20 protein-coding genes, 2 tRNA genes and 2 other RNA genes are annotated in these 24,369 nt (G+C 55.3%); 14 read left to right on the top strand and 10 right to left on the bottom strand.

The features are described 5' to 3' along the window. Nucleotides 1-138: 138 nt before the first annotated feature. From QMZ29_RS08355 to QMZ29_RS08330, 6 genes are all read right to left on the bottom strand, one after another. Nucleotides 139-266, bottom strand: a non-coding RNA gene (locus tag QMZ29_RS08355) — RtT sRNA. A gap of 47 nt (nucleotides 267-313) precedes the next feature. Next, nucleotides 314-441: non-coding RNA, RtT sRNA (locus QMZ29_RS08350), on the bottom strand. 47 nt (nucleotides 442-488) lie between these two features. Next, a tRNA-Tyr gene (locus QMZ29_RS08345) sits at nucleotides 489-573 on the bottom strand. 213 nt (nucleotides 574-786) lie between these two features. Next, nucleotides 787-871, bottom strand: a tRNA-Tyr gene (locus QMZ29_RS08340). Between the two features lie 176 nt (nucleotides 872-1,047). Next, complete coding sequence (gene purU / locus QMZ29_RS08335) at nucleotides 1,048-1,896, bottom strand: formyltetrahydrofolate deformylase (RefSeq protein WP_004932187.1); 849 nt, start codon at nucleotides 1,894-1,896, stop codon at nucleotides 1,048-1,050. Between the two features lie 68 nt (nucleotides 1,897-1,964). Beyond that, nucleotides 1,965-2,429, bottom strand: a complete 465-nt coding sequence (locus QMZ29_RS08330; RefSeq protein ID WP_025303082.1) for a YchJ family protein — start codon at nucleotides 2,427-2,429, stop codon at nucleotides 1,965-1,967. A gap of 118 nt (nucleotides 2,430-2,547) precedes the next feature. Between QMZ29_RS08330 and rssA the strand changes: the two genes are divergently transcribed. From rssA to QMZ29_RS08305, 5 genes are all read left to right on the top strand, one after another. Then, nucleotides 2,548-3,450 carry a patatin-like phospholipase RssA gene (rssA, locus tag QMZ29_RS08325; RefSeq protein WP_043142971.1) on the top strand — a complete coding sequence of 301 codons (903 nt, stop codon included), beginning with the start codon at nucleotides 2,548-2,550 and terminating at the stop codon, nucleotides 3,448-3,450. Nucleotides 3,451-3,553: 103 nt separating this feature from the next. Further along, a complete protein-coding gene (gene rssB / locus QMZ29_RS08320; protein ID WP_147823880.1) occupies nucleotides 3,554-4,567 on the top strand; it encodes a two-component system response regulator RssB in 1,014 nt (337 codons plus the stop codon). A gap of 212 nt (nucleotides 4,568-4,779) precedes the next feature. Then, nucleotides 4,780-5,697, top strand: a complete 918-nt coding sequence (gene galU, locus QMZ29_RS08315; protein ID WP_025303079.1) for a UTP--glucose-1-phosphate uridylyltransferase GalU — start codon at nucleotides 4,780-4,782, stop codon at nucleotides 5,695-5,697. A gap of 40 nt (nucleotides 5,698-5,737) precedes the next feature. Next, nucleotides 5,738-7,081, top strand: a complete 1,344-nt coding sequence (locus QMZ29_RS08310) for a UDP-glucose dehydrogenase family protein (protein WP_147823879.1) — start codon at nucleotides 5,738-5,740, stop codon at nucleotides 7,079-7,081. 9 nt (nucleotides 7,082-7,090) lie between these two features. Next, nucleotides 7,091-8,101 (top strand): NAD-dependent epimerase, encoded by a 1,011-nt coding sequence (locus QMZ29_RS08305; protein WP_147823878.1) that lies wholly within the window; start codon nucleotides 7,091-7,093, stop codon nucleotides 8,099-8,101. Between the two features lie 186 nt (nucleotides 8,102-8,287). Here QMZ29_RS08305 and hns read toward each other — a convergent pair whose 3' ends face one another. After that, nucleotides 8,288-8,695: a histone-like nucleoid-structuring protein H-NS gene (gene hns / locus QMZ29_RS08300; RefSeq protein ID WP_004932170.1), complete on the bottom strand. Its 408-nt coding sequence runs from the start codon at nucleotides 8,693-8,695 to the stop codon at nucleotides 8,288-8,290. Between the two features lie 700 nt (nucleotides 8,696-9,395). Between hns and QMZ29_RS08295 the strand changes: the two genes are divergently transcribed. Beyond that, nucleotides 9,396-9,980: a thymidine kinase gene (locus tag QMZ29_RS08295; protein ID WP_015378091.1), complete on the top strand. Its 585-nt coding sequence runs from the start codon at nucleotides 9,396-9,398 to the stop codon at nucleotides 9,978-9,980. 119 nt (nucleotides 9,981-10,099) lie between these two features. Here QMZ29_RS08295 and adhE read toward each other — a convergent pair whose 3' ends face one another. Beyond that, a complete protein-coding gene (adhE, locus tag QMZ29_RS08290; protein ID WP_025303076.1) occupies nucleotides 10,100-12,772 on the bottom strand; it encodes a bifunctional acetaldehyde-CoA/alcohol dehydrogenase in 2,673 nt (890 codons plus the stop codon). 531 nt (nucleotides 12,773-13,303) lie between these two features. Between adhE and QMZ29_RS08285 the strand changes: the two genes are divergently transcribed. The 7 genes from QMZ29_RS08285 (at nucleotide 13,304) to oppF (ending at nucleotide 22,022) form a co-directional block, all read left to right on the top strand. Next, nucleotides 13,304-13,948: a YchE family NAAT transporter gene (locus QMZ29_RS08285; protein ID WP_015378089.1), complete on the top strand. Its 645-nt coding sequence runs from the start codon at nucleotides 13,304-13,306 to the stop codon at nucleotides 13,946-13,948. Nucleotides 13,949-14,644: 696 nt separating this feature from the next. Further along, nucleotides 14,645-16,282, top strand: coding sequence for an ABC transporter substrate-binding protein (locus QMZ29_RS08280; protein ID WP_049205525.1), 1,638 nt, complete (start codon nucleotides 14,645-14,647; stop codon nucleotides 16,280-16,282). Between the two features lie 149 nt (nucleotides 16,283-16,431). Next, nucleotides 16,432-18,069 (top strand): oligopeptide ABC transporter substrate-binding protein OppA, encoded by a 1,638-nt coding sequence (oppA, locus tag QMZ29_RS08275; protein WP_025303074.1) that lies wholly within the window; start codon nucleotides 16,432-16,434, stop codon nucleotides 18,067-18,069. An 83-nt stretch (nucleotides 18,070-18,152) separates the two neighbouring features. Further along, entirely contained in the window at nucleotides 18,153-19,073 is a 921-nt protein-coding gene (gene oppB / locus QMZ29_RS08270; RefSeq protein ID WP_004932150.1) for an oligopeptide ABC transporter permease OppB, read from the top strand. 14 nt (nucleotides 19,074-19,087) lie between these two features. Beyond that, complete coding sequence (gene oppC, locus QMZ29_RS08265; protein ID WP_025303073.1) at nucleotides 19,088-19,996, top strand: oligopeptide ABC transporter permease OppC; 909 nt, start codon at nucleotides 19,088-19,090, stop codon at nucleotides 19,994-19,996. 11 nt (nucleotides 19,997-20,007) lie between these two features. Continuing rightward, nucleotides 20,008-21,024, top strand: a complete 1,017-nt coding sequence (locus QMZ29_RS08260) for an ABC transporter ATP-binding protein (protein WP_043142468.1) — start codon at nucleotides 20,008-20,010, stop codon at nucleotides 21,022-21,024. Further along, entirely contained in the window at nucleotides 21,021-22,022 is a 1,002-nt protein-coding gene (oppF, locus tag QMZ29_RS08255; RefSeq protein ID WP_025303071.1) for a murein tripeptide/oligopeptide ABC transporter ATP binding protein OppF, read from the top strand. The genes QMZ29_RS08260 and oppF overlap by 4 nt, the downstream gene beginning before the upstream one ends. A 72-nt stretch (nucleotides 22,023-22,094) precedes the next feature. Here the strand turns inward: oppF and QMZ29_RS08250 are convergent, their stop codons facing one another. Together QMZ29_RS08250 and cls are read right to left on the bottom strand one after the other, a co-directional pair. Continuing rightward, nucleotides 22,095-22,418: an HI1450 family dsDNA-mimic protein gene (locus QMZ29_RS08250; RefSeq protein ID WP_004932139.1), complete on the bottom strand. Its 324-nt coding sequence runs from the start codon at nucleotides 22,416-22,418 to the stop codon at nucleotides 22,095-22,097. A gap of 56 nt (nucleotides 22,419-22,474) precedes the next feature. Next, on the bottom strand, nucleotides 22,475-23,935 hold the full coding sequence (cls, locus tag QMZ29_RS08245) for a cardiolipin synthase (protein ID WP_025303070.1): 1,461 nt from the start codon (nucleotides 23,933-23,935) through the stop codon (nucleotides 22,475-22,477). A gap of 242 nt (nucleotides 23,936-24,177) precedes the next feature. Here cls and QMZ29_RS08240 point away from each other — a divergent pair, with 242 nt between their 5' ends. Further along, nucleotides 24,178-24,354, top strand: a complete 177-nt coding sequence (locus QMZ29_RS08240) for a YciY family protein (protein WP_025159792.1) — start codon at nucleotides 24,178-24,180, stop codon at nucleotides 24,352-24,354. The last annotated feature ends 15 nt before the right edge of the window (nucleotides 24,355-24,369 follow it).

Below are 24,369 nucleotides of genomic sequence, written 5' to 3'. Positions count from 1 at the left end.
GAGTTCAAGTTACGGGCGGAGGAGAGAAATAAAACGTCTGGATGGAAGCGGTTAATAAGGGGAGATAACTTGATTTATTGATACGAGAACATTGGATGCAACGAGTTTTAAGTAGGGTTTGGATTTTTCTGCAAGAGATGGTGGTGGGGGAAGGATGATTCGTCGCTGCGCGACTCACCCTGCGGGCCGCGCTGAAGCGCGTTGTCTCACTGCGTGAGACTCGAACCTTGGTCGAAGCTTCTCATCCTTCCCCAATACGGAACATTATGGAGGCGATGTGCTTTTAATTCGGTTTGGGGATTTTTGCAAGGGATGGTGGTGGGGGAAGGATGATTCGTCGCTGTGCGACTCACCCTGCGGGCCGCGCTGAAGCGCGTTGTCTCACTGCGTGAGACTCGAACCTTGGTCGAAGCTTCTCATCCTTCCCCAATACGGAACATTATGGAGGCGATGTGTTTTTAATTTGGTTTGGGGATTTTTGCAAGAGATGGTGGTGGGGGAAGGATTCGAACCTTCGAAGTCTGTGACGGCAGATTTACAGTCTGCTCCCTTTGGCCGCTCGGGAACCCCACCATGGTATTCATGGATTTACAAATTGTCGTTCCGGTTTTATCCGGAAGAAACCTGGCCGGTTTCTTTACTGCGTCTTCGCTCCTGGCGGAGAAAAGATGGTGGTGGGGGAAGGATTATTCGTCACTTCGTTCCTCACCCTTTGGGCCGCGCTAAAGCGCGTTATCCTTCCCTTTCTGACTCGCTTAAACTCAGTGCGTATCAGCAACGAAAAGATGGTGGTGGGGGAAGGATTCGAACCTTCGAAGTCAGTGACGGCAGATTTACAGTCTGCTCCCTTTGGCCGCTCGGGAACCCCACCATATTACATGGCTATTTAACTGGCCTTGCTTGCGAGAGCGCTGTCTCGGTAAGCGGGGCGCATCATATCAAATGAAGCGGATGTGTAAAGCATTGAAATGCAGAAAATGAATCGTTTGCCGTTTTTTTATTCTTGGCGGTGCATCCCTGAACGAAATGCACCGATTTATTGAGCGATTACAGAATAACGGTGCGGTTGCCGTAAACGAAGACACGCTGCGCCAGCACCTGATACAGCGCGCGGCTAAGCACATTTTTCTCTACGTCGCGCCCGGCGCGCATCATATCCTCGGCGGAATAGGTGTGATCGACGTGGATCACGTCCTGCATGATGATCGGGCCTTCGTCGAGATTGTCGTTAACGTAGTGGGCGGTGGCGCCGATGATTTTTACCCCGCGCTCATAGGCCTGGTGATAAGGGCGCGCGCCGATAAATGCCGGCAGGAACGAATGGTGAATGTTGATCACCTGATTCGGATAATGCTGCACGAAGGCCGGGGTCAGCACGCGCATATATTTGGCCAGCACCACGTAATCCGGCTGGTATTGATCGATCTTGGCAGTCATTTCGCGGTCGTGTTGCTCACGCGTCAAGCCTTCGTGGCTCACCAAATGGAAAGGAATATCGAAACGCTCCACCAGCGTTTGCAGCGTGTCGTGGTTGCCGATCACGGCGGCGATTTCAACGTCGAGGCCGCCATAGGCGCTTTTCATCAACAAGTCGCCCAGGCAGTGAGCCTCTTTGGTGACCAGTACCACGATGCGACGGCGCCCGGTGCTGTGCAGCTCGCGCAGCGAACCTTCCGGCAGCGCGCTGTCCAGATCGGCCAGCAGCGTGTTGTCGTTGAAAATGCCTTCCAGCTCGGTGCGCATAAAGAAACGCCCGGTGCGGTGATCGACGAACTCATTATTCTGGACGATATTGAGTTCGTGCTTGTAACAGATGTTGGTGATCTTGGCGATCAGCCCTTTGGCGTCCGGGCAGATGGTGCGTAACACTTTTCGTTGTACATTTTGGTGTGGCATGGGTTTGAGGATCCTGTCTGATACTGAACGGCCTGTCTGCGCAGGCGTAAACGTGAAGCGCCGGCCGGCTAGCGCCCGCAGCACTTCTTATATTTTTTCCCTGAGCCACAGGGACACATCGCATTTCTGCCGGGCTGGGGTTTGGTGCCGTCGATATAATACCAACGTTGATCGCGACGAAGGAAGCGTGAGCGCTCATGCATCGCTTGCGGTTCGCCGCTTTCGCCATCGGTAAAACGGGCGATGAATTCGACGAAGCCTTCATCCGGCTCATGACCGGCTTTCTCTTCCACGACAGTCAGGCCCAGCCATTCGGTATTCTTAAAACTGTCGACGATTGCATTGCGCCACGCTTCGGCACCGCAGTCGGGGTGCCAGGTGGCGATCAGATAGTCGACGTTATGACTCACGTAGGCGGTGAAGCGTGAACGCATCAGCTGGCCGGGCGTCGGCGCTGGCTGATTGCCGCTGATAAAAGGGGCGCAGCACGCGTTATACGCCAGTCCGCTGCCGCATGGGCATAATTCGGGCAAAATAACTCCTGAGAACACGAGGCAGAAAATGAATTTAGCGCATATGTTACCTAACAATATTCGTCAGTGACAATCTACCCTGAAAGCAGAGAACACCTTTCACCCTGAGGATGGCGCGATGCGGCAAATCAAGATCGGACTGGCGCTGGGAGCGGGCTCGGCCAAAGGCTGGGCGCACATCGGCGTGATCAATGCGATAAAGAAACTGGGGATTGAGGTTGACGTCGTTGCTGGCTGTTCTGTCGGCGCGTTGGTGGGCGCGGCGTTCGCCAGCCATCGTCTGCCGGCGATGGAGCAGTGGGTGCGATCGTTCAGCTATTGGGACGTCATTCGCCTGATGGATTTTTCCTGGCAGCGCGGCGGCCTGTTGCGCGGCGAGCGGGTGTTTAACGCCGTCGGACAGCTGCTGAAGGTCAATGATATCGCCGATTGCGCGTTGAAGTTCGGTGCCGTGACCACCAATCTCAGCACCGGGCGCGAGCTGTGGCTGACCGAAGGCGATATTCATCAGGCGATACGCGCCTCCTGCAGCATGCCTGGCCTGTTGGCGCCAGTATGGGCCGACGGCTATTGGCTGGTGGATGGCGCGGTGGTCAATCCTGTGCCGGTGTCGCTTTGCCGCGCCATGGGCGCCGATATCGTCATCGCGGTCGATCTGCAGCATGATGCGCATCTGATGCAGCAGGATCTGTTCTCGATACGTATCGAGGAAGAAAGCCCGGGCGATGCGCCTGCGGCGACCTGGCGCGGGCGTCTGCGGGAACGCATCGGCAAAATGCGACAGCGCAAACCGGCGACGGCGCCGACGGCGATGGAGATCATGAGCACCTCGATTCAAATGCTGGAAAATCGTTTGAAGCGTAATCGGATGGCGAGCGATCCGCCGGATGTGTTGATTCAACCTTTTTGTCCGCAAATCTCGACGCTGGATTTCCACCGCGCCGATGAAGCGATCGCAGCGGGGTTGCTGGCGGTGGAAAAACAACTGGATCGGTTGTTGCCGTTGATAAAAAATAGATAATTCTCGGTTCTCGGTTGGCAATGCGCGGTCAGTCTGTTTCAGACGAGCATAAGTGACCTTTTTGAGCCACTATTACACTATGGAAAGGGACGAGGCTCGGCTGATGGCATTACCACTTACTCACAAGCGCATCTTGATCGTTGAGGACGAACAGGTTTTTCGTTCAGTGCTGGTCGGTTATTTGGCCTCACTGGGTGCTGAAACCGGCGAGGCGACCAACGGTATACAGGCGCTGGGTGCCGTCGATGACTTCAAGCCGGATCTGATCCTGTGCGATCTCGCGATGCCGGAAATGGGGGGGATCGAATTCGTTGAGCACCTGCGTTTGCAGGGGCTGCAAATCCCGGTGCTGGTGATCTCGGCCACCGACAAGATGGCTGACATCGCCAAGGTGCTGAGGTTGGGCGTGCAGGATGTGCTGCTCAAGCCGCTGACCGATCTCAATCGCCTGCGTGAAGCGGTGTTGGCATGCTTATACCCCAATATGTTCACTTCCCAGGCGATTGAGGAGGTTGAACTGTTTCAGGACTGGGATGCGTTGAGCAAAAATCCCTCCGAAGCCGTCAAACTGCTTAAACAATTGCAACCGCCGGTACAGCAGACTATTGCGCATTGCCGGATCAACTATCGGCAGTTAACCACCGGCGAAAATCCTGGCCTGGTGCTGGATATCGCCGCTTTGTCAGAAAAGGATCTGGCATTCTATTGCCTGGACGTCACGCGCGCCGGCGATAATGGCGTATTGGCGGCATTGCTGTTGCGTGCATTATTTAATGGGCTGCTGCAAGACCATCTGGCTAATCAACAGCATCGTCTGCCGCAAATGTCGGCATTGTTAAAGCAGGTTAATCAATTATTGCGGCAGGGGAAATTAGACGGTCAATTCCCGCTGTTGCTGGGATATTATCACGCCGAAAATAAAAACCTGATTCTGGTTTCTGCCGGGCTGCATGCCAACGTCAATACCGGTGACAATCAAATCCAGCTGAGCAATGGCGTGCCACTGGGGACGCTGGGGGCCGCCTACATGAATCAGATCAGCCAGCGCTGCACTGCCTGGCAGTGTCAGGTATGGGGAAGCGGTGGTCGGTTACGGCTGATGCTCAGCGCTGAATAACAGGCAACGAACGGCGAGATCTTAAGCTATTCACTTATCGGTAATTAAACCGTTTATTTATTCTCCCGATTATCCGAACGGGTAATAGTCCTAAATTTTTTCTATTTGTGTTCTGGTTAATGCCAGGCGCGCATAAGCTGGTATACTCCGAAGGTTTTTTATATTGAGCCCAAGCTCATAAAATGAGCGCTTTAGCTTCAAGAGAGGAAATAATGCCTGCTGTAAATCGCAAAGTCAGAAAAGCCGTGATCCCGGTTGCAGGCTTGGGTACGCGGATGTTACCGGCCACCAAAGCCATTCCGAAAGAAATGCTGCCGCTGGTTGATAAACCGCTGATCCAATACGTCGTTAATGAGTGCATTGCGGCGGGGATTAACGAGATTGTGCTGGTCACCCACTCCTCCAAGAACTCGATCGAAAACCATTTTGATACCAGTTTCGAACTTGAAGCGATGCTGGAAAAACGCGTCAAGCGCCAATTGCTGGATGAAGTGCAGTCGATCTGCCCGAAAGGCGTTACCGTGATGCAGGTTCGTCAGGGCAATGCCAAAGGCCTGGGGCACGCGATTATGTGTGCCTACCCGATGGTGGGCGATGAACCGGTGGCGGTGGTGTTGCCGGACGTGATCCTCGACGAATACAGCGCCGATCCGAAAAAAGACAACCTCCGCGAAATGCTGCAGCGCTTCGAAACTACCGGCGTCAGCCAGATCATGGTTGAACCCGTGCCGCATAAAGATGTCGGAAACTACGGCGTAGCCGACTGTAAGGGCGTTGCTTTGCAACCGGGCGAAAGTGCGCCGATGGTGAGTGTGGTTGAGAAACCTTCGCCGGATAAAGCCCCTTCCAACCTGGCGATTGTCGGTCGTTACGTGTTATCCGCCGATATTTGGCCGCTGTTGGCTAAAACGCCCCCTGGCGCCGGCGACGAAATTCAGCTGACTGACAGTATCGAAATGTTGATGCAGCAGGAAACGGTGGAAGCGTATCACCTGAAGGGCGTAAGCCATGACTGCGGTAACAAGTTGGGGTACATGCAGGCTTTTGTTGAGTACGGCATGCGTCATGCCAGCCTGGGCAAAGAATTTTCTCAGTGGCTGCAACAGGTTGTTGCCGCTGACAAGAAGTAATTTGATCTTTCGTATTAATTTGAAAAACTAGGATTTTCACATGAAAGTAACAGTTTTTGGTATTGGTTATGTGGGGCTGGTACAGGCCGCCGTACTGGCTGAAGTTGGCCATGACGTTATGTGCATTGATGTTGATGAGCGAAAAGTCGAAAACCTGAAAAAAGGGAATATCCCGATTTTTGAACCGGGCCTGACGCCGCTGGTACAGCAAAACTATGAGGCTGGGCGCCTGCATTTCACCACCGATGCCAAAGCGGGCGTGGCACACGGGAATATCCAGTTTATTGCCGTCGGCACGCCGCCGGATGAGGACGGCTCCGCCGATCTGAAATATGTCACCGCGGTTGCACGTACCATCGCCGAACACATGACCGATCGCAAAGTGGTGATCGATAAATCCACCGTGCCGGTCGGTACGGCGGACAAGGTGCGTCAGGTTATGGCGGAAACGCTGGCTAAACGCGGCAGCAACGTGGCGTTCGACGTGGTATCCAACCCTGAATTCCTGAAGGAAGGCGCTGCGGTAGCTGACTGCATGCGCCCTGAACGCATCGTGATCGGTACCGATAATAAAGAGGTAATCGAACCGATTCGCGAACTGTACGAGCCATTTAACCGCAATCACGATCGTATGATCATGATGGATATCCGCAGCGCAGAGCTGACCAAATACGCCGCCAACTGCATGCTGGCGACCAAAATCAGCTTTATGAACGAGATGTCCAATCTGGCGGAAATGCTGGGTGCGGACATCGAGAAAGTGCGTCAGGGCATCGGTTCCGACTCACGCATCGGTTATCACTTCATCTACCCTGGCTGCGGCTACGGTGGTTCTTGCTTCCCGAAAGATGTCCAGGCGTTGATCCGCACGGCGGAGCAGATCGGTTACCAACCGAAGCTGCTGCAGGCGGTAGAGCAGGTCAACTACCAACAGAAAGATAAGTTGAACGGCTTTATCAAAGATTACTTCGGCAGCGATCTGAAGGGGAAAACCTTTGCGCTGTGGGGCCTGGCGTTCAAGCCGAATACCGATGACATGCGTGAAGCGTCCAGCCGCGTGCTGATGGAGCAATTGTGGGCTGCCGGCGCCACCGTTCAAGCCTACGATCCTGAAGCGATGAACGAAGTTCAGCGCATCTATGGCCAGCGCGACGACTTGAAGCTGATGGGGACCAAAGAGGCTGCATTGCACGGCGCCGATGCTCTGGTGATCTGCACCGAATGGCAGAATTTCCGCGCACCGGACTTCGATGTGATCAAGAGTGCGTTGAAGCAGCCGGTGATCTTCGATGGACGTAACCTGTACGATCCGGAGCGTTTGGAGAATCGCGGCTTTACCTATTACGCGATTGGCCGCGGCGCCTCGATTAAACCGGTTATTTAAGGAGTGGGCATGAAATTCCTGGTTACAGGCGCCGCAGGGTTTATTGGTTATCACGTTGCAGAGCGTTTATTGGCCGCAGGGCATCAGGTTGTCGGCATCGATAACCTGAATGACTATTATGACGTGGGCCTGAAAATGGCCCGTCTGGACAGACTGGCGGATAAGCCGGGATTCCGCTTTATCAAGCTGGATTTGGCCGATCGTGAAGGGATGGCGGCATTGTTCGCCGAGCATCAGTTCCAACGAGTCATTCATTTGGGTGCACAAGCCGGCGTGCGTTATTCGCTGGTCAACCCGTTGGCTTATGCGGACGCCAACCTGATCGGCCATCTAAACGTTCTGGAAGGCTGCCGCCATAATAAGGTCGAGCATTTACTTTACGCTTCCTCCAGTTCTGTTTATGGTCTCAATCGCAAGCTGCCGTTTGCTACCGAAGATTCTGTCGATCATCCTGTGTCACTGTATGCGGCCACCAAAAAAGCCAATGAGCTGATGTCACACAGCTACTCTCATTTATACGGTCTCCCGACGACGGGGTTACGCTTCTTTACCGTATATGGCCCCTGGGGGCGTCCGGATATGGCGCTGTTCAAGTTTACCAAGGCCATATTGGCGGGGGAGAGCATCGATGTATATAATCACGGTGAAATGCACCGTGATTTTACTTACGTCGATGATATCGCCGAGGCGATTGTGCGGCTGCAGGCGGTTATTCCGCAGGCAGATCCGTCATGGAGCGTTGAACAGGGTTCGTCAGCGACCAGTTCTGCACCGTATCATGTCTATAATATCGGCAATAGCGCTCCCGTTAAACTGATGGAATATATCACGGCGTTGGAGCAGGCTTTGGGGGTAACTGCCCGCAAGAATATGCTGCCGATGCAACCTGGCGACGTGATGGATACCAGCGCGGATACCGCAGAGCTTTATCGTGACATTGGTTTTAAACCGGAAACCAGCGTTGAAGAGGGTGTTAAGCGCTTTGTTGATTGGTATAAGGCATTCTACCAGGTTCAATAATTGAACGAGGGTAAATGCGATAAAGGGGCCTTAGGGCCCCTTTTTTTCATTGGGGCTCCATGCAGGGAAGAAAATGCGAATTAGGATATTTACTAAAAGGAGAGGGGTGAGGTGGGATCACGTCGATAAGCTTTAAAATGAAAAGGCCCCCCGGAGGGAGCCTTTCAGATACGGACTGAATCGCTATTACAGCAGGAAATCGTCCAGAGATTTACCTTGCTCTTCGATAGCTTTCTTAATCACCGCAGGCGTACGGCCTTGGCCGGTCCAGGTTTTCAGTTCGCCGTTTTCATCTTTATATTGGTATTTAGCAGGACGTGCTGCACGCTTTGCTTTGCCGGCAGCCTTGTTGGCAGCCATGGTTTGCAGCAGCTCATTTGGATCGATACCATCAGCAATCAGCATTTCGCGGTATTGCTGCAGTTTACGAGTGCGTTCTTCGATTTCTGCTTGAGCCTGGCTGTCTTCTTCGCGACGTTCGTTCACAACAACTTCCAGTTTCTCGAGCATTTCTTCCAGCGTTTCCAGTGTGCATTCTCTTGCCTGGGCGCGCAGAGTGCGGATGTTGTTCAAAATCTTTAATGCTTCGCTCATTGTCCTAGTCTCAAATTATATTGGTGGGGGGCGTCTCGATAATAATAGAGTGCTATTTTCTTTTCTGCAATAGCCAAATTGACTTGAATACTCAAATTTACCTTTTAAAAAACCGTTAATCGGATCTGTCCGACTAATATAGGAAGGGCTGTTAACTATTATCCTCACCGCACTTAAGTCAAAATTTCAGCAGGCATGCTTTAAAAGGCGCGTGTCGCAAGGCTTTCATCGATAAGTTATCGTCGTAATTTATATCAATATTACAATGAGTTCTGTGGGCTTAATCACGCCATGGTAAGGCAGACATTGTAAACAATAGGGGTATATAGGTAAAGGTTGCGTCAGGAAACGTCGGGGGGATAGCGAAGGTGATTAAATGCCCTGTATTGGCCTCACGTATAATAGACAAGCACTCTCCCGCGGCTGCGGTGCCTGCCGCAGTGAAAGAGGATTATGCATTAATGGGCAAATGTTCGGGGTTAACCATTAGCAAGAATTAATAGTGATGACAGGCATACATTATCCTGTAAATAGCTGTAAAAAGAACGGGCCGACAGAACGATATGTTTCGCTTGAAAGCGCATTATTACGGCGAACGCAATATTCGTTCGCTTTGGGCTGAGCCGGGGGGCGGCTTATGGTACACTTACCGTCCTAATCAACATTTGAATATTTCTTATACCATCGGAGTTGCGGGGCCATGGCTCAACTTTATTTTTATTACTCTGCGATGAATGCCGGCAAGTCCACCGCGCTGCTACAGTCTTCATATAACTATCAAGAACGTGGTATGCGCACGCTGGTGTTCACCGCGGAGATCGATCACCGCTTTGGCGTCGGTAAAGTCAGCTCGCGCATCGGTTTATCCTCGCAGGCCCAGCTCTATAACAACGACTCGATGCTGTACGCCATGATTCAGCAAGAGCATCAACAGCAGCCGGTGCATTGTGTGCTGCTGGATGAAAGCCAGTTCCTGACCAAGGCGCAGGTTGAGCAATTGTGCGATGTGGTGGACCAACTGGACATTCCCGTATTGTGCTACGGCCTGCGTACCGATTTTCTCGGTGAACTGTTTACCGGCAGCCAATATTTGCTGGCCTGGGCCGATAAGCTGGTGGAATTGAAAACCATCTGTCACTGTGGGCGCAAAGCCAACATGGTGTTGCGGTTGGATGAAAACGGCCAGGCGATGCACGCTGGTGAACAGGTGGTGATTGGCGGTAACGAGAGCTATGTCTCCGTCTGTCGCAAGCATTATAAAGAGGCGATTCACTCCTTGGAGTAGGGGCGAAAATGCCGCCAGCGCCCGCTGAGGCGTTTTGGCGGCGGGATAAGAAAAACCGCGCGCCAGGCGCAATAAAAAACCCGCCGTTTGGCGGGTTTTTTTATCGGTTCACGGAACCGTTATTTCTTGGGCTTCTTTACCGCGGTTTTGGCTGCAGCCGGAGCCGCCGCTTCCTCGTCGACCGCTTCGCTGAATTCGCGGCCGTAGAAGGTATCCAGCATGATTTGCTTCAGTTCGGCAATCAGCGGGTAGCGCGGGTTGGCGCCGGTGCATTGGTCGTCGAATGCGTCTTCCGACAGCTTGTCGACTTTCGCCAGGAAGTCCGCCTCCTGCACACCCGCCTCACGGATGGAGGTTGGGATGCCCAACTCGGTTTTCAGCTCGTCCAGCCAGGCCAGCAGTTTCTCAATCTTCTGCGCGGTGCGGTCGCCCGGTGCGCTCAGGCCGAGGTGGTCGGCGATTTCAGCGTAGCGGCGGCGCGCCTGAGGGCGGTCGTACTGGCTGAAGGCCGTTTGCTTGGTCGGGTTGTCGTTCGCGTTGTAGCGAATGACGTTGGAAATCAGCATCGCGTTGGCCAGGCCGTGCGGAATGTGAAACTCCGAACCCAGCTTGTGCGCCATGGAGTGACAAACCCCGAGGAAGGCGTTGGCGAAAGCGATACCGGCGATGGTGGCGGCGTTGTGCACGCGTTCACGGGCAACCGGGTTTTTCGCGCCTTCTTTATAGCTGGCCGGCAGATACTCTTTCAACAGTTTCAGCGCCTGCAGCGCCTGGCCGTCGGAGTATTCGTTCGCCAGCACCGACACGTAGGCTTCCAGCGCGTGGGTTACCGCATCCAGACCGCCGAAGGCGCACAGGGATTTTGGCATGTTCATCACCAGGTTGGCGTCGACAATCGCCATGTCCGGGGTCAGCGCATAGTCGGCCAGCGGGTATTTCTGTCCGGTGGTGTCGTCGGTCACGACGGCGAATGGCGTGACTTCCGAACCGGTGCCTGAGGTGGTGGTGATGGCGATCATCTTCGCTTTCACGCCCATTTTCGGGAACTTGTAGATACGCTTGCGGATGTCCATGAAGCGCAGCGCCAGATCCTCGAAGTGGGTTTCAGGATGTTCGTACAGCACCCACATGATTTTCGCGGCGTCCATCGGCGAACCGCCGCCCAGCGCGATGATGACGTCCGGTTTGAAGGAGTTCATCTGCTCGGCGCCTTTGCGCACGATGCTCAGCGTCGGATCGGCTTCCACTTCAAAGAACACTTCAGTTTCGATACCGTGAGACTTCAGAACCTTGGTGATCTGGTCGGCATAGCCGTTGTTGAACAGGAAACGGTCGGTCACGATGAAGGCGCGTTTCGCCCCGTCGGTCGCCACTTCTTCCAGCGCGATAGGCAGTGAGCCACGGCGGAAGTAGATCGATTTCGGAAGTTTATGCCACAACATGTTTTCTGCTCGCTTCGCTACAGTTTTCTTGTTGATCAGGTGTTTAGGTCCGACGTTTTCAGAGATGGAGTTACCACCCCAGGAACCGCAACCCAGCGTCAGCGAAGGCGCAAGTTTGAAGTTGTACAGGTCGCCGATACCGCCCTGAGAAGCCGGGGTGTTGATCAGAATGCGAGCCGTTTTCATTTTATCGCCGAAGTAGGCGATGCGAGCCGTTTGGTTATCCTGGTCGGTGTACAGGCAGGACGTGTGGCCGATACCGCCCATTGCGACCAGTTTTTCGGCTTTGGCGACGGCGTCTTCGAAGTCTTTGGCACGGTACATCGCCAGGGTAGGCGACAGTTTTTCATGTGCGAAAGGTTCAGACTCGTCGACCAGCTTCACTTCACCGATCAGCACTTTGGTGTTGGCCGGCACTTTGATGCCTGCCATTTCGGCGATTTTCGGTGCGGATTGCCCGACGATGGCCGCGTTCAGGCCGCCGTTTTTCAGGATGATGTCCTGCACCGCTTTCAGTTCTTTACCCTGCAGCAGATAGCCGCCGTGGGAAGCGAAGCGCTCGCGTACCGCATCATAGATAGCGTCAACGACGATGACCGACTGTTCGGAAGCGCAGATAACGCCGCTGTCGAAGGTTTTGGACATCAGGATAGAGGCGACCACGCGTTTGATATCTGCGGTTTCGTCTACCACGACCGGCGTATTGCCGGCGCCGACGCCGATTGCCGGTTTGCCGGAACTGTAGGCGGCTTTCACCATGCCCGGGCCACCGGTGGCGAGGATCAGGTTGATGTCAGGGTGGTGCATCAGTTGGTTGGACAGCTCGACGGTAGGTTGGTCGATCCAACCGATAATGTCTTTCGGCGCACCGGCGGCGATAGCGGCTTGCAGCACGATATCGGCGGCTTTGTTGGTGGCATTCTTCGCACGCGGGTGCGGCGAGAAGATGATGCCATTGCGGGTTTTCAGGCTGATCAGCGCTTTGAAGATCGCGGTAGAAGTTGGGTTGGTGGTAGGCACGATACCGCAAATCAGGCCGATAGGTTCGGCGATGGTGATGGTACCGAAAGTGTCATCTTCAGACAGGATGCCACAGGTTTTTTCATCTTTATAGGCGTTGTAGATGTACTCGGAAGCGAAGTGGTTTTTGATCACTTTGTCTTCGACGATACCCATTCCGGATTCTTCCACGGCCATTTTGGCCAATGGGATACGGGCATCAGCAGCGGCGAGGGCGGCAGCGCGGAAGATTTTATCCACTTGCTCTTGAGTGAAGTTGGCATATTCGCGCTGGGCTTTTTTGACACGTGCGACAAGCTCGTTCAGTTCAGCGACATTCGTTACAGCCATAATGCTCTCCTGATAATGTTAAACTCTTTCAGTAAATAAGCCGTGCGAGCCACTAGTATAGTCGTAACGGGGATAAGCGGTGATGAGAATACCGGGGTCTTCCCGCGTTATTTCTTCGCATGCTGCTGATTTGCTTAAAGAGCTTCACCCTACGCCAACCGGAGGGGCAGGCAGTGAGGAGAACGGAACCGGCGATGCTGCTGCCGACTTTGTTCTACTCCCTGACTACGACTAAGAGCTTACCCACTGTTGGGTAGTTGATTTGTGATCTAAATCATGAAAACTGCAAGCTGACACCTTTCAGCTTGCTGGTGTTGGGAATTATTCTCGATAACTGCGAGCGGTGACTCTTTTTTCAACATAAAAAATCAAAAGGCCATACATCACTTTAACAAAGGGCATTTGTTTTGTTGCATAACCTGCTGGTAGTCAAAAATGCTGCTCTGGCCGGATGGATTACCCGCGGCAATTCCATTACATTAGCGCGCATAGGCAGCACACCTTTTTATAGTACTTAATGCGGAGCCATCTGTGGGCCAATCTCTGTTGGATCTTTCCGGCTTTATCAAGTTCTTTGTCGGTCTGTTTGCGCTGGTCAACCCGGTGGGCATCTTGCCGGTGTTTATCAGTATGACCAGTTATCAGGCGGAAGCGGGGCGCAACAAAACCAACCTGACCGCCAACCTGTCGGTCGCCATCATTCTGTGGACCTCGCTGTTCCTGGGCGAAGGGATCCTGCGGATGTTCGGCATCTCTATCGATTCGTTCCGCATCGCCGGCGGTATTCTGGTGGTGACCATCGCCATGTCGATGATCAGCGGCAAGCTGGGGGAAGACAAACAGAACAAACAAGAGAAGTCGGAGAGCGCGATCCGCGAAAGTATCGGCGTGGTGCCGTTAGCGCTGCCGCTGATGGCGGGGCCAGGGGCGATCAGTTCTACCATCGTCTGGAGTTCACGTTATCACAACTGGCAAAGCCTGCTCGGTTTTACGGTGGCGATCGCCTTGTTCGCCTTTTGCTGCTGGCTGTTGTTCCGCGCCGCGCCGCTGTTGGTGCGTTTGCTTGGGCAGACCGGCATCAACGTGATCACCCGAATCATGGGCCTGTTGCTGATGGCGCTCGGGATCGAGTTTATCGTTACCGGCATTAAGGCGATATTCCCCGGCCTGTTGTAATACCCTTTGTTTAGCCGCGCACCTTTCGCGTTGGCGCGGCTAAAATTAATTTTAAAATTTAAATTATTTATTGGTTCGCATTATTATAGTGCAGAGGATGAATAAAATTTATTCGGTTGCACCCTTATGTTGCATAAATCTCATCTTGCTGTGCAAAAAAAACGCTAAGCGTTATTTCAGACACTTTTCTTCCCCCATTTCCGCGCGTTTTGTCCCCGTTCAACGGTAAAGCTGTTGTTAAATTAATCACATCATTCTGTGGGGCTTGTCTCACTTTCATCCAGGTGTTATTAGTGATTAACCGACCATAGGCAGGTGTTTGTTCTTTGAATGGCTGGATTGTTAAATGAATGTTTCTTTGTGCGGCGGTGAGATGACGTCGACGGTTTCAAATGAAATGATTTTGGTTTTTTTATCTTTAAAATCAAAGTGATGATTTTGTTTTTTCGTTGCCCCGCTATCGGGGAGCGGATCGGGCTTCGTGCGATAAAAGAGAATTGCTTAACATTTTCGTAAAATTTATTGGCTATGGAATTTGGCTTCTGCTAATTTCCGAGCAACTTTCCCGTGGTCAATTAACTGAAATGCGCCATAAAAACGGGAATGATTTTTGCTGGTATCCGTTTATTTAGAATTCTTATAAACACTTCACAAACTTCGATAAGCGATGCTTGTCGGTGAAAAGGAGCCTCGATTATGCAGCAAACCCTGAAGCGTACTTCTTTGACCTTGTTGATTAGCGGCGCGCTGAGCGTCGGCGCCATAAATAACAGTTTGGCGGCGGAAGTGCCGGCCGGCGTTCAGTTGGCGCAGCAACAGAATATTGTGATCAACAACGGCAGCGAAGTGGCTTCATTGGATCCGCATAAGGTCGAGGGGGTACCGGAAAGCAATATCATTCTTAACCTACTTGAAGGGCTGGTGAGCACCGACGCCAACGGGCATGTGGTGCCGGCGGCGGCGGCGAGCTGGGAAAACCAGAATTATCAGCAATGGACCTTCCACCTGCGCCCCGGCGCGGTGTGGAGCGACGGCACTCCGGTGACCGCGCAGGACTTCGTCTACAGCTGGCAGCGCCTGGCCGATCCGAAAATCGCCTCGCCTTACGCCAGCTATCTGCAATACACCAAAGTCGACAATATCGACGACATCCTGACCGGCAAGAAGCCTCCGCAGACCCTCGGCGTCAAGGCGTTGGATGACCAGACGCTGCAGGTGACGCTCAGCGAACCGGTGCCGTATTTCATCAGCATGCTGAGCCACACGTCGCTCAAACCGGTCAAACGGGCGGTGGTGGAGAAATTCGGCGATAAATGGACGCTACCCGCCAACTACGTCGGCAACGGCGCTTACCGCCTGAAAGAGTGGGTGGTGAACGAGCGCATCGTGCTGGAGCGCAGCCCGAGCTACTGGAACAACAAGCAGACGGTGATCAATCAGGCAACCTTCCTGCCAATTACCTCGGAAGTCAGCGACGTCAACCGCTTCCGCAGCGGCGAGATCGACATCACCAACAGCGCGATCCCGCCGTACCTGTACGTCAAGATGAAGCGCGAAATGCCCGAACAGCTGCACGTTAACCCTTATCTGTGCACCTTCTATTACGAGCTCAATAACAAGCGGGCGCCGTTTACCGATCCACGCGTGCGTACGGCGGTGAAGATGACGCTGGATCGCGACATCATCGCCAACAAGATCATGGGCCAGGGACAGATCCCGGCCTACAGTTTCACGCCGACCTTTACGGAGGGCGCGAACTTTACGCAGCCCGCATGGGCCGGTTGGAGCCAGGAACAGCGCAACGCCGAAGCCAGGAAACTGCTGGCGGAGGCGGGCTACAGCGATGCCAAACCGCTGAAGTTCTCGTTGCTCTACAACACCTCCGATCAAAACAAACAGCAGGCGATCGCCGCCGCATCGATGTGGAAGAAGAACCTCGGTGCCGAGGTCACGCTGCGCAATCAGGAGTGGAAGACTTCACTGGAGAGCCGCCATCAGGGGCAATACGACGTGGCGCGCGCCACCTGGTGCGGCGATTACAACGAACCCAGTGCGTTCCTGAACCTGGTGCTGTCCAACAGCAGTATCAATACCGTGTTCTATAAGAGCCCGGCGTTCGACGCCATCATGGCCGCTACGCTGAAGGCGCCGGATGAGGCCGCGCGCGCCGCGCTCTATCAGCAGGCGGAAGCTCAGCTGGACAAAGACTCCGCGTTGATCCCGGTGTATTACCGCGTCAGCGCACGGTTGATCAAGCCGACGGTAGGCGGGTTCACCGGCAAAGACCCGCTGGACTATACCGACGTTAAAAATCTGTACATTATCAAGCAGTAAAAGGGGTATTCCTTGCGCTAACTCGCGGAGGAATATAGGGAAGGCCGGCCGCCGCATTCGTTCCGCGGCGGCGGGAAAACAGAGTCCGCTTACGGGCAACGCAGGTTCCACGAAGAGCCTGTGATAATAAAAAACTGGAGTCGATAAGTATGACCAACATCACGAAGAAAACGCTCATTGCCGCCGGCGTCATCGCCGCGCTGGGCATCACAGCAACCACCTCCGCCTTTGCCGCCGACGTTCCTGCCGGCGTGCAACTGGCCGACAAGCAAGAAATTGTCAAAAATAACGGTTCCGAAGTGCAGTCGCTTGACCCGCATAAAATCGAGGGCGTGCCGGAAAACAACGTCACCCGCGATCTGATGGAAGGCTTGGCGAACAACAGCCCGGACGGTTCCATCGTGCCGGGCGTCGCGGAAAGCTGGGATAACAAAGATTTCAAAGTCTGGACCTTCCACCTGCGTAAAGACGCCAAATGGTCCAACGGCAAGCCGGTGACGGCGCAAGATTTCGTCTACAGCTGGCAGCGCGTAGTGGATCCGAAAACTGCATCGCCTTACGCCAGCTACCTGCAGTATGCCCATGTGGAAAACGTCGATGACATCATCGCCGGTAAAAAAGACAAGTCGACGCTGGGCGTGAAGGCCATCGACGACCACACCTTCCAGGTGACCCTGAGCGAGCCGGTGCCTTATCTGGTTGAAATGACCCCACACTACGCCATGAAGCCGGTTTACAAAGACGCGGTGGAGAAGTTTGGCGAGAAGTGGACGCTGCCAGCCAACTACGTCAGCAACGGCGCTTACAAACTGAAAGACTGGATTGTCAACGAACGCATCGTACTGGAACGCAACCCGGAATATTGGGATAACGCCAAAACCATCATCAATAAAGTGACGTTCCTGCCTATTTCGTCGGAAGTGACCGACGTTAACCGCTACCGCACCGGCGAAATCGACATGACCTACAACAACATGCCGATCGAACTGTTCCAGAAGCTGAAGAAAGAGATCCCGAAAGAGGTGCATGTCGATCCTTACCTGTGCACCTACTACTACGAAATCAACAACCAGAAGGCGCCGTTCACCGATGCGCGCGTGCGTGAAGCGCTGAAGCTGGGCATGGACCGCGACATCATCGTCAACAAGGTGAAAAACCAGGGCGATCTGCCGGCCTACAGCTTTACGCCGCCATACACCGACGGCGCCAAGCTGACTCCGCCGGAGTGGTTTGGCTGGACGCAGGAAAAACGCAACGAAGTGGCGAAGAAACTGCTGGCGGAAGCCGGCTACGGCCCGGGTAAACCGCTGACCTTCTCCCTGCTGTACAACACCTCCGATCTGCACAAGAAGCTGGCGATCGCCGCCGCGTCCATCTGGAAGAAAAACCTGGGCGTGGACGTGAAGCTGGTGAACCAGGAGTGGAAAACCTTCCTGGATACCCGTCATCAGGGGACCTATGACGTGGCGCGCGCCGGCTGGTGCGCCGACTATAACGAGCCGAGTTCGTTCCTGAACATGATGCTGTCCGACAGCAGCAGTAACACCCCGCACTATAAGAGCGCCGAGTTCGACAAGCTGATGGCCAACGTGTTGACCGCGAAGAGCAAAGACGAGCGCGCCGATCTGTATCAGAAAGCGGAAGTTCAGCTGGATAAAGATTCCGCCATCGTTCCGCTGTATTACTATGTGAACGCCCGTTTGGTGAAACCTTACGTCGGTGGCTACACCGGCAAAGACCCGCTTGATAACGTGTACGACAAAAACCTGTACATCATCAAGCATTGATACGGTAAGAGCCGGCGGCGCAGGCCGCCGGCCCATGTTGAGAATAATAAGCCGTCATCAGGCTGTCGCACAGGGTTAGGGCAATGCTTAAATTTATACTTCGTCGCTTATTGGAAGCGATCCCGACACTATTTATCCTTATCACCATCTCATTCTTCATGATGCGCCTGGCGCCCGGCAGTCCATTTACCGGGGAACGCGCATTGCCGCCGGAAGTTATGGCGAATATCGAAGCCAAATACCATTTGAACGACCCGATCTGGAAACAGTACGGTCATTATCTGGCGCAGCTTGCGCAGGGAGACTTCGGCCCGTCCTTTAAATACAAGGACTATTCGGTCAACGATCTGGTCGCCAGCTCTTTCCCGGTTTCCGCCAAACTCGGCCTGGCCGCGTTTCTGCTGGCGGTGGTGCTGGGCGTGAGCGCCGGCGTGATCGCCGCGTTGAATCAGAACACCAAATGGGACTACACGGTGATGGGGTTCGCCATGACCGGGGTGGTGATACCCAGTTTCGTGGTGGCGCCGCTGTTGGTGCTGATCTTCGCCATCACGTTGAAATGGCTGCCGGGCGGCGGCTGGAACGGCGGCGCGCCTAAGTTCATCATCTTGCCGATGGTAGCGCTGTCTCTGGCCTATATCGCCAGCATCGCCCGTATCACGCGCGGCTCGATGATTGAAGTGCTGCACTCCAACTTCATTCGCACCGCGCGCGCTAAAGGCTTGCCGATGCGCCGCATCATTTTCCGCCACGCGCTGAAGCCGGCGCTGTTGCCGGTGCTGTCCTATATGGGCCCGGCGTTCGTCGGGATCATCACCGGTTCGATGGTGATCGAAACCATCTACGGCCTGCCGGGGATCGGCCAGCTGTTCGTTAACGGCGCGCTGAACCGCGACTACTCCCTGGTGTTGAGCCTGACCATTCTGGTAGGCGCTCTGACCATTCTGTTCAACGCGATCGTCGATGTGCTGTATGCGGTCATCGATCCGAAAATCCGTTATTAATCTGGAGCACGCGAATGATGTTGACTAAAAAGAACAGCGAAGCTCTGGAACACTTCAGCGAGAAGCTGGAAGTGGAAGGACGCAGCCTGTGGCAAGACGCGCGCCGGCGCTTTATGCATAACCGTGCGGCGGTCAGCAGCCTGTTCATCCTGGTGTTGATCACGCTGTTTGTGGTGCTGGCGCCGATGCTGTCGCAATTTGCCTACGACGATACCGATTGGGCGATGATGTCCGCCGCGCCAAGCCTGGAATCGGGGCACTATTTCGGCACCGATTCCTCCGGGCGCGACCTACTGGTGCGCGTGGCGATTGGCGGGCGTATCTCGCTGATGGTCGGCGTGGCGGCGGCGCTGGTGGCGGTGATCGTCGGCACCCTGTACGGCGCGATGTCCGGTTATCTGGGCGGCAAGATCGACTCGGTGATGATGCGTCTGCTGGAGATCCTCAACTCCTTCCCGTTCATGTTCTTCGTGATCCTGCTGGTGACCTTCTTCGGCCAGAATATCCTGTTGATCTTCGTGGCGATCGGTATGGTGTCGTGGCTGGATATGGCGCGTATCGTGCGCGGCCAAACGCTCGGTCTCAAGCGTAAGGAGTTCATCGAAGCGGCGCTGGTGTGCGGTGTCTCCACGCGCAACATCGTGCTGCGGCATATCGTGCCTAACGTGCTCGGCGTGGTAGTGGTGTACGCGTCGCTGCTGGTGCCGAGCATGATCCTGTTCGAATCCTTCCTCAGCTTCCTGGGGCTGGGCACGCAGGAGCCGCTGAGCAGCTGGGGCGCATTGCTCAGCGACGGCGCCAACTCAATGGAAGTTTCACCGTGGTTGCTGCTGTTCCCGGCGGGTTTCCTGGTAGTCACTCTGTTCTGTTTCAACTTTATCGGCGATGGCCTGCGTGACGCCCTCGACCCGAAAGATCGTTAAGGAGTGCAACCATGAGCACCATTGAACATCCTCAACTGCAAACCGGCGCCGGCGTCAAAACGTCGCCGCTGCTGGACGTAAAAGACCTGCGCGTCACGTTTTCCACGCCGGACGGCGACGTGACGGCGGTAAACGATCTGAACTTCGATCTGCGCGCCGGCGAAACGCTGGGCATCGTCGGTGAATCTGGCTCAGGCAAATCGCAGACCGCGTTCGCCCTGATGGGGCTACTGGCGAGCAATGGCCGCATCGGCGGCTCGGCCAAATTCAACGGCCGCGAGATCCTCAACCTGCCGGAAAATCAGCTTAACAAGCTGCGGGCCGAGGAGATCTCGATGATCTTCCAGGACCCGATGACCTCGCTCAACCCTTATATGCGCGTTGGCGAACAGCTGATGGAAGTGCTGATGCTGCATAAGAAACTGAGCAAAAGCGAAGCCTTCGAAGAGTCGGTCCGCATGCTCGACGCGGTGAAAATGCCGGAGGCGCGCAAGCGCATGCGCATGTACCCGCACGAGTTTTCCGGCGGTATGCGCCAGCGCGTGATGATCGCCATGGCGTTGCTGTGCCGGCCGAAGCTGCTGATCGCCGACGAGCCGACCACCGCGCTGGACGTGACCGTCCAGGCGCAGATCATGACGCTGCTCAACGAGCTGAAGCGCGAGTTCAACACCGCCATCATCATGATCACCCACGACCTGGGCGTGGTGGCCGGCATCTGCAACAAGGTGCTGGTGATGTACGCCGGCCGCACCATGGAATACGGCAGCGCGCGCGAGGTGTTCTACCAGCCGAGCCATCCGTACTCCATTGGTCTGTTGAATGCGGTGCCGCGTCTCGACGCCGAAGGCGAAGCGTTGTTGACCATTCCCGGCAACCCGCCGAACCTACTGCGGTTGCCGAAAGGCTGCCCGTTCCAGCCGCGCTGCCCGTACGCCATGGAACAGTGCGCGAGCGCTCCGCCGTTGGAGCAATTTGGGGAAGGGCGCCTGCGCGCCTGCTTTAAACCGGTGGAGGCGTTAGTATGACAGCGGTAACCGACAAGAAAGTGCTGCTCGAAGTCGCCGATCTGAAAGTGCACTTCGACATTCATGACGACAAACAGTGGTTCTGGCAGCCGCCGAAAACCCTGAAGGCGGTCGATGGCGTTACGCTGCGGCTGTTCGAGGGGGAAACCCTGGGCGTGGTTGGCGAATCCGGCTGCGGCAAATCCACCTTCGCGCGCGCCATCATCGGCCTGGTGAAGGCCACCAGCGGGCGCGTCGCCTGGCTGGGCAAAGATCTGCTGGGCATGAGCGACGCCGACTGGCGTAAAACCCGCAGCGATATCCAGATGATCTTCCAGGATCCGCTGGCTTCGCTCAACCCGCGCATGACCATCGGCGAGATCATCGCCGAGCCGCTGCGCACCTACTACCCGAAAATGCCGCGTCAGGAAGTGAAGGACAAGGTCAAGGCGATGATGCTGAAGGTCGGCCTGTTGCCTAACCTGATCAACCGCTACCCGCACGAGTTCTCCGGCGGTCAGTGCCAGCGTATCGGCATCGCGCGCGCGCTGATCCTCGAACCGAAGCTGGTGATCTGCGACGAGCCGGTCTCCGCGTTGGACGTGTCGATTCAGGCGCAGGTGGTGAACCTGTTGCAGCAGCTGCAGCGCGAGATGGGGCTGTCATTGATCTTTATCGCCCACGATTTGGCGGTGGTGAAGCACATTTCCGATCGCGTGCTGGTGATGTACCTGGGCCATGCGGTGGAGCTGGGCACCTATGACGAGGTGTATCACAACCCACAGCATCCTTACACCAAAGCGCTGATGTCGGCGGTGCCGATCCCGGATCCGGACAAGGAGAAGGAAAAACAGATCCAGCTGTTGGAAGGGGAGCTGCCTTCGCCGATCAACCCGCCGACCGGCTGCGTGTTCCGCACCCGCTGCCCGATCGCCGGGCCGGAGTGCGCCAAGACGCGTCCGCTGCTGGAGGGCAGCTTCCGCCACGCGGTATCCTGCCTGAAGGTCGATCCTCTGTAATGCGACGCTAGCCGGCAACAAAAAGCCCCGCTGAATAAGCGGGGCTTTTTTATCCGATGCGCTGGCGGCGAATCACTCTTTCCACAGAATGTGGCACAGCTTGTGGTCTTTCTCGCGGCAGATCAGCACGCGGGCGAACACGTCGTTGATTGGCTCGCCGTCGCTGTCCGCCAGACCGATCACCACTTCGGCGAAGAAGTCTGGGTTCAGATCGTAGTCCACGTGCTCGCTCCAGTCTTCGGAGGGATCGTACAGTTCTGCGCCGCCGCGCTCTTCAAACTGCAGATTGAACAGCAGAATATCCGCCGGATCCAGATTGTCGCCGGCCAATTCGAGAAAGATGTCGTAGGCCTGTTCCAGCGTTTCGTCTTCGGTAAGGCGGTTATTCAAATCCATAAAAAAATCCTGATAACAAATGATTTGGCGCTATTAAAGCACGCTCGTTGCGGCTTTTACAGCAGCGGGCTGAAAAAGTAGAACAGGCGCTCAACCAGGCGATGCCAGAACGGCCGCTTCAGCCACTCTTTGGCGTTCAGCAACTGGGAACGGGCGATGTAATCTTCCTGCACGCAGGCCAGATCGCTGCCGAAGCCGTCGTCGTCGATCACCAGGGTGATTTCGAAATTCAGCCACAGGCTGCGCATATCCAGATTGACGGTGCCGACCAGGCTAAGCTGGCCGTCAACCAGCACACTCTTGGTGTGCAGCAGACCGCCTTCGAACTGATAAATTTTCACTCCGGCTTCCAGCAGCTCGGAGAAGAACGCGCGGCTGGCCCAGCGCACCATCATCGAATCGTTGTCGCGCGGCACGATGATGCTGACCTCGACGCCGCGCAGAGCGGCGGTGCAGATGGCGTGCAGCAGATCGTCGCTCGGCACGAAGTACGGCGTGGTCATGATCAGCTGCTCGCGCGCGGAATAAACCGCGGTTAGCAGCGCCTGGTGGATCATTTCCTCGGGGAAGCCGGGGCCGGAGGCGATCACCTGAATGGTGTGGCCGCTTTCCTGCTCGAACGGCATGATGTTGACGTCCGGCGGCGGCGGCAGAATGCGCTTGCCGGTTTCAATTTCCCAGTCGCAGGCATAGACGATGCCCATGGTGGTGGCCACCGGGCCTTCCATGCGCGCCATCAGATCGATCCATTGGCCGACGCCCGCATCCTGTTTGAAGTAGCGCGGATCGACCATGTTCATGCTGCCGGTATAGGCGATATAGTTGTCGATCAGCACTACTTTGCGGTGCTGACGCAGATCCATGCGGCGCAGGAACACGCGCAAGAGGTTGACCTTCAACGCTTCGACCACTTCGATGCCGGCGTTGCGCATCATCGCCGGGTAGGGGCTGCGGAAAAATTGCAGGCTGCCGGCGGAGTCCAGCATCAGGCGGCAGTGTACGCCGCGCCGGGCGGCGGCCATCAGCGATTCGGCCACCTGATCGACCAGGCCGCCGGGCTGCCAGATATAGAACACCATTTCGATGTTGTGGCGCGCCAGCTCGATGTCGCGGATCAGCGCTTTCAGCGTGTCGTCGGTGGTGGTGAGCAGCTGCAGCTGGTTGCCCTTTACGCCGTCGATGCCCTGGCGGCGGTTGCACAGCTGGAACAGCGGTTCGGCGACTTTACTGTATTCGGTGGCGAAGATGCGACGGCTCTCTTTCAGTTCCTTCAGCCAGCGCGCGGTCGACGGCCACATGGCCTTGGCGCGCTCGGCCCGGCGCTTGCCCAGATGCAGCTCGCCGAACGATAAATAGGCCACGATGCCGAACAGCGGCAGAATATAGATAACCAGCAGCCAGGCCATGGCAGAGGGAACCGCACGGCGTTTCATCAAAATGCGCATCGTCACGCCGGCGATCAGCAGCCAGTAGCCGAACACCATGAGCCAACTGATTACGGTATAAAATGTTGTCATAAAGGCGAAAAATCCCGTTCGCAAACCACCAATGATGAGTGTACGCACAGATCGGGCAAGGCGAAACCTTTTATCGGCGCTTATGTTACATAAATATGATGAAGTTAAGGCACTTGCCGAAATTGAAAGGGGGGCTTTTGCCGGTGCGACGTCCGGTATGTTGCCGATAACGGCGGCTTGGATCACGGGCGGAAAGGGCTATAATGCCCGCGGTTGGCATTAGACGAACGAGTGACGGAATTATGAGACGCAGTAGAAATGAAGTGGGCCGTTGGCGCATGTTGCGACAGAGCCAACGTCGCCGGCATCGCTGGCTGGAACGCCAGTCGTGCAGCAATCGCCATATTATCCGGGTGCGGCGCCGCCTGGACGATCAGCATCGGCGTGCGCTGCTGTTTGCGGTATCCTGCGAGTGGTAAAACGAAAACAGTCCC

Origin of the sequence: Serratia sp. PF-27 (assembly GCF_030053255.1) — a bacterium.
GTDB lineage: Bacteria > Pseudomonadota > Gammaproteobacteria > Enterobacterales > Enterobacteriaceae > Serratia > Serratia bockelmannii.
Note: the sequence above shows the minus strand (reverse complement) of the source record. Positions and strands in the feature narration are given on the sequence as shown.

Coding starts and splice junctions, on each gene's coding strand:
- purU (WP_004932187.1), bottom strand. CDS start 1,896: ATGCCACACCAAAATGTACAACGAAAAGTGTTACGCACCATCTGCCCG.
- rssA (WP_043142971.1), top strand. CDS start 2,548: ATGCGGCAAATCAAGATCGGACTGGCGCTGGGAGCGGGCTCGGCCAAA.
- rssB (WP_147823880.1), top strand. CDS start 3,554: ATGGCATTACCACTTACTCACAAGCGCATCTTGATCGTTGAGGACGAA.
- galU (WP_025303079.1), top strand. CDS start 4,780: ATGCCTGCTGTAAATCGCAAAGTCAGAAAAGCCGTGATCCCGGTTGCA.
- QMZ29_RS08310 (WP_147823879.1), top strand. CDS start 5,738: ATGAAAGTAACAGTTTTTGGTATTGGTTATGTGGGGCTGGTACAGGCC.
- QMZ29_RS08305 (WP_147823878.1), top strand. CDS start 7,091: ATGAAATTCCTGGTTACAGGCGCCGCAGGGTTTATTGGTTATCACGTT.
- hns (WP_004932170.1), bottom strand. CDS start 8,695: ATGAGCGAAGCATTAAAGATTTTGAACAACATCCGCACTCTGCGCGCC.
- QMZ29_RS08295 (WP_015378091.1), top strand. CDS start 9,396: ATGGCTCAACTTTATTTTTATTACTCTGCGATGAATGCCGGCAAGTCC.
- adhE (WP_025303076.1), bottom strand. CDS start 12,772: ATGGCTGTAACGAATGTCGCTGAACTGAACGAGCTTGTCGCACGTGTC.
- QMZ29_RS08280 (WP_049205525.1), top strand. CDS start 14,645: ATGCAGCAAACCCTGAAGCGTACTTCTTTGACCTTGTTGATTAGCGGC.
- oppA (WP_025303074.1), top strand. CDS start 16,432: ATGACCAACATCACGAAGAAAACGCTCATTGCCGCCGGCGTCATCGCC.
- oppB (WP_004932150.1), top strand. CDS start 18,153: ATGCTTAAATTTATACTTCGTCGCTTATTGGAAGCGATCCCGACACTA.
- oppC (WP_025303073.1), top strand. CDS start 19,088: ATGATGTTGACTAAAAAGAACAGCGAAGCTCTGGAACACTTCAGCGAG.
- QMZ29_RS08260 (WP_043142468.1), top strand. CDS start 20,008: ATGAGCACCATTGAACATCCTCAACTGCAAACCGGCGCCGGCGTCAAA.
- oppF (WP_025303071.1), top strand. CDS start 21,021: ATGACAGCGGTAACCGACAAGAAAGTGCTGCTCGAAGTCGCCGATCTG.
- QMZ29_RS08250 (WP_004932139.1), bottom strand. CDS start 22,418: ATGGATTTGAATAACCGCCTTACCGAAGACGAAACGCTGGAACAGGCC.
- cls (WP_025303070.1), bottom strand. CDS start 23,935: ATGACAACATTTTATACCGTAATCAGTTGGCTCATGGTGTTCGGCTAC.
- QMZ29_RS08240 (WP_025159792.1), top strand. CDS start 24,178: ATGAGACGCAGTAGAAATGAAGTGGGCCGTTGGCGCATGTTGCGACAG.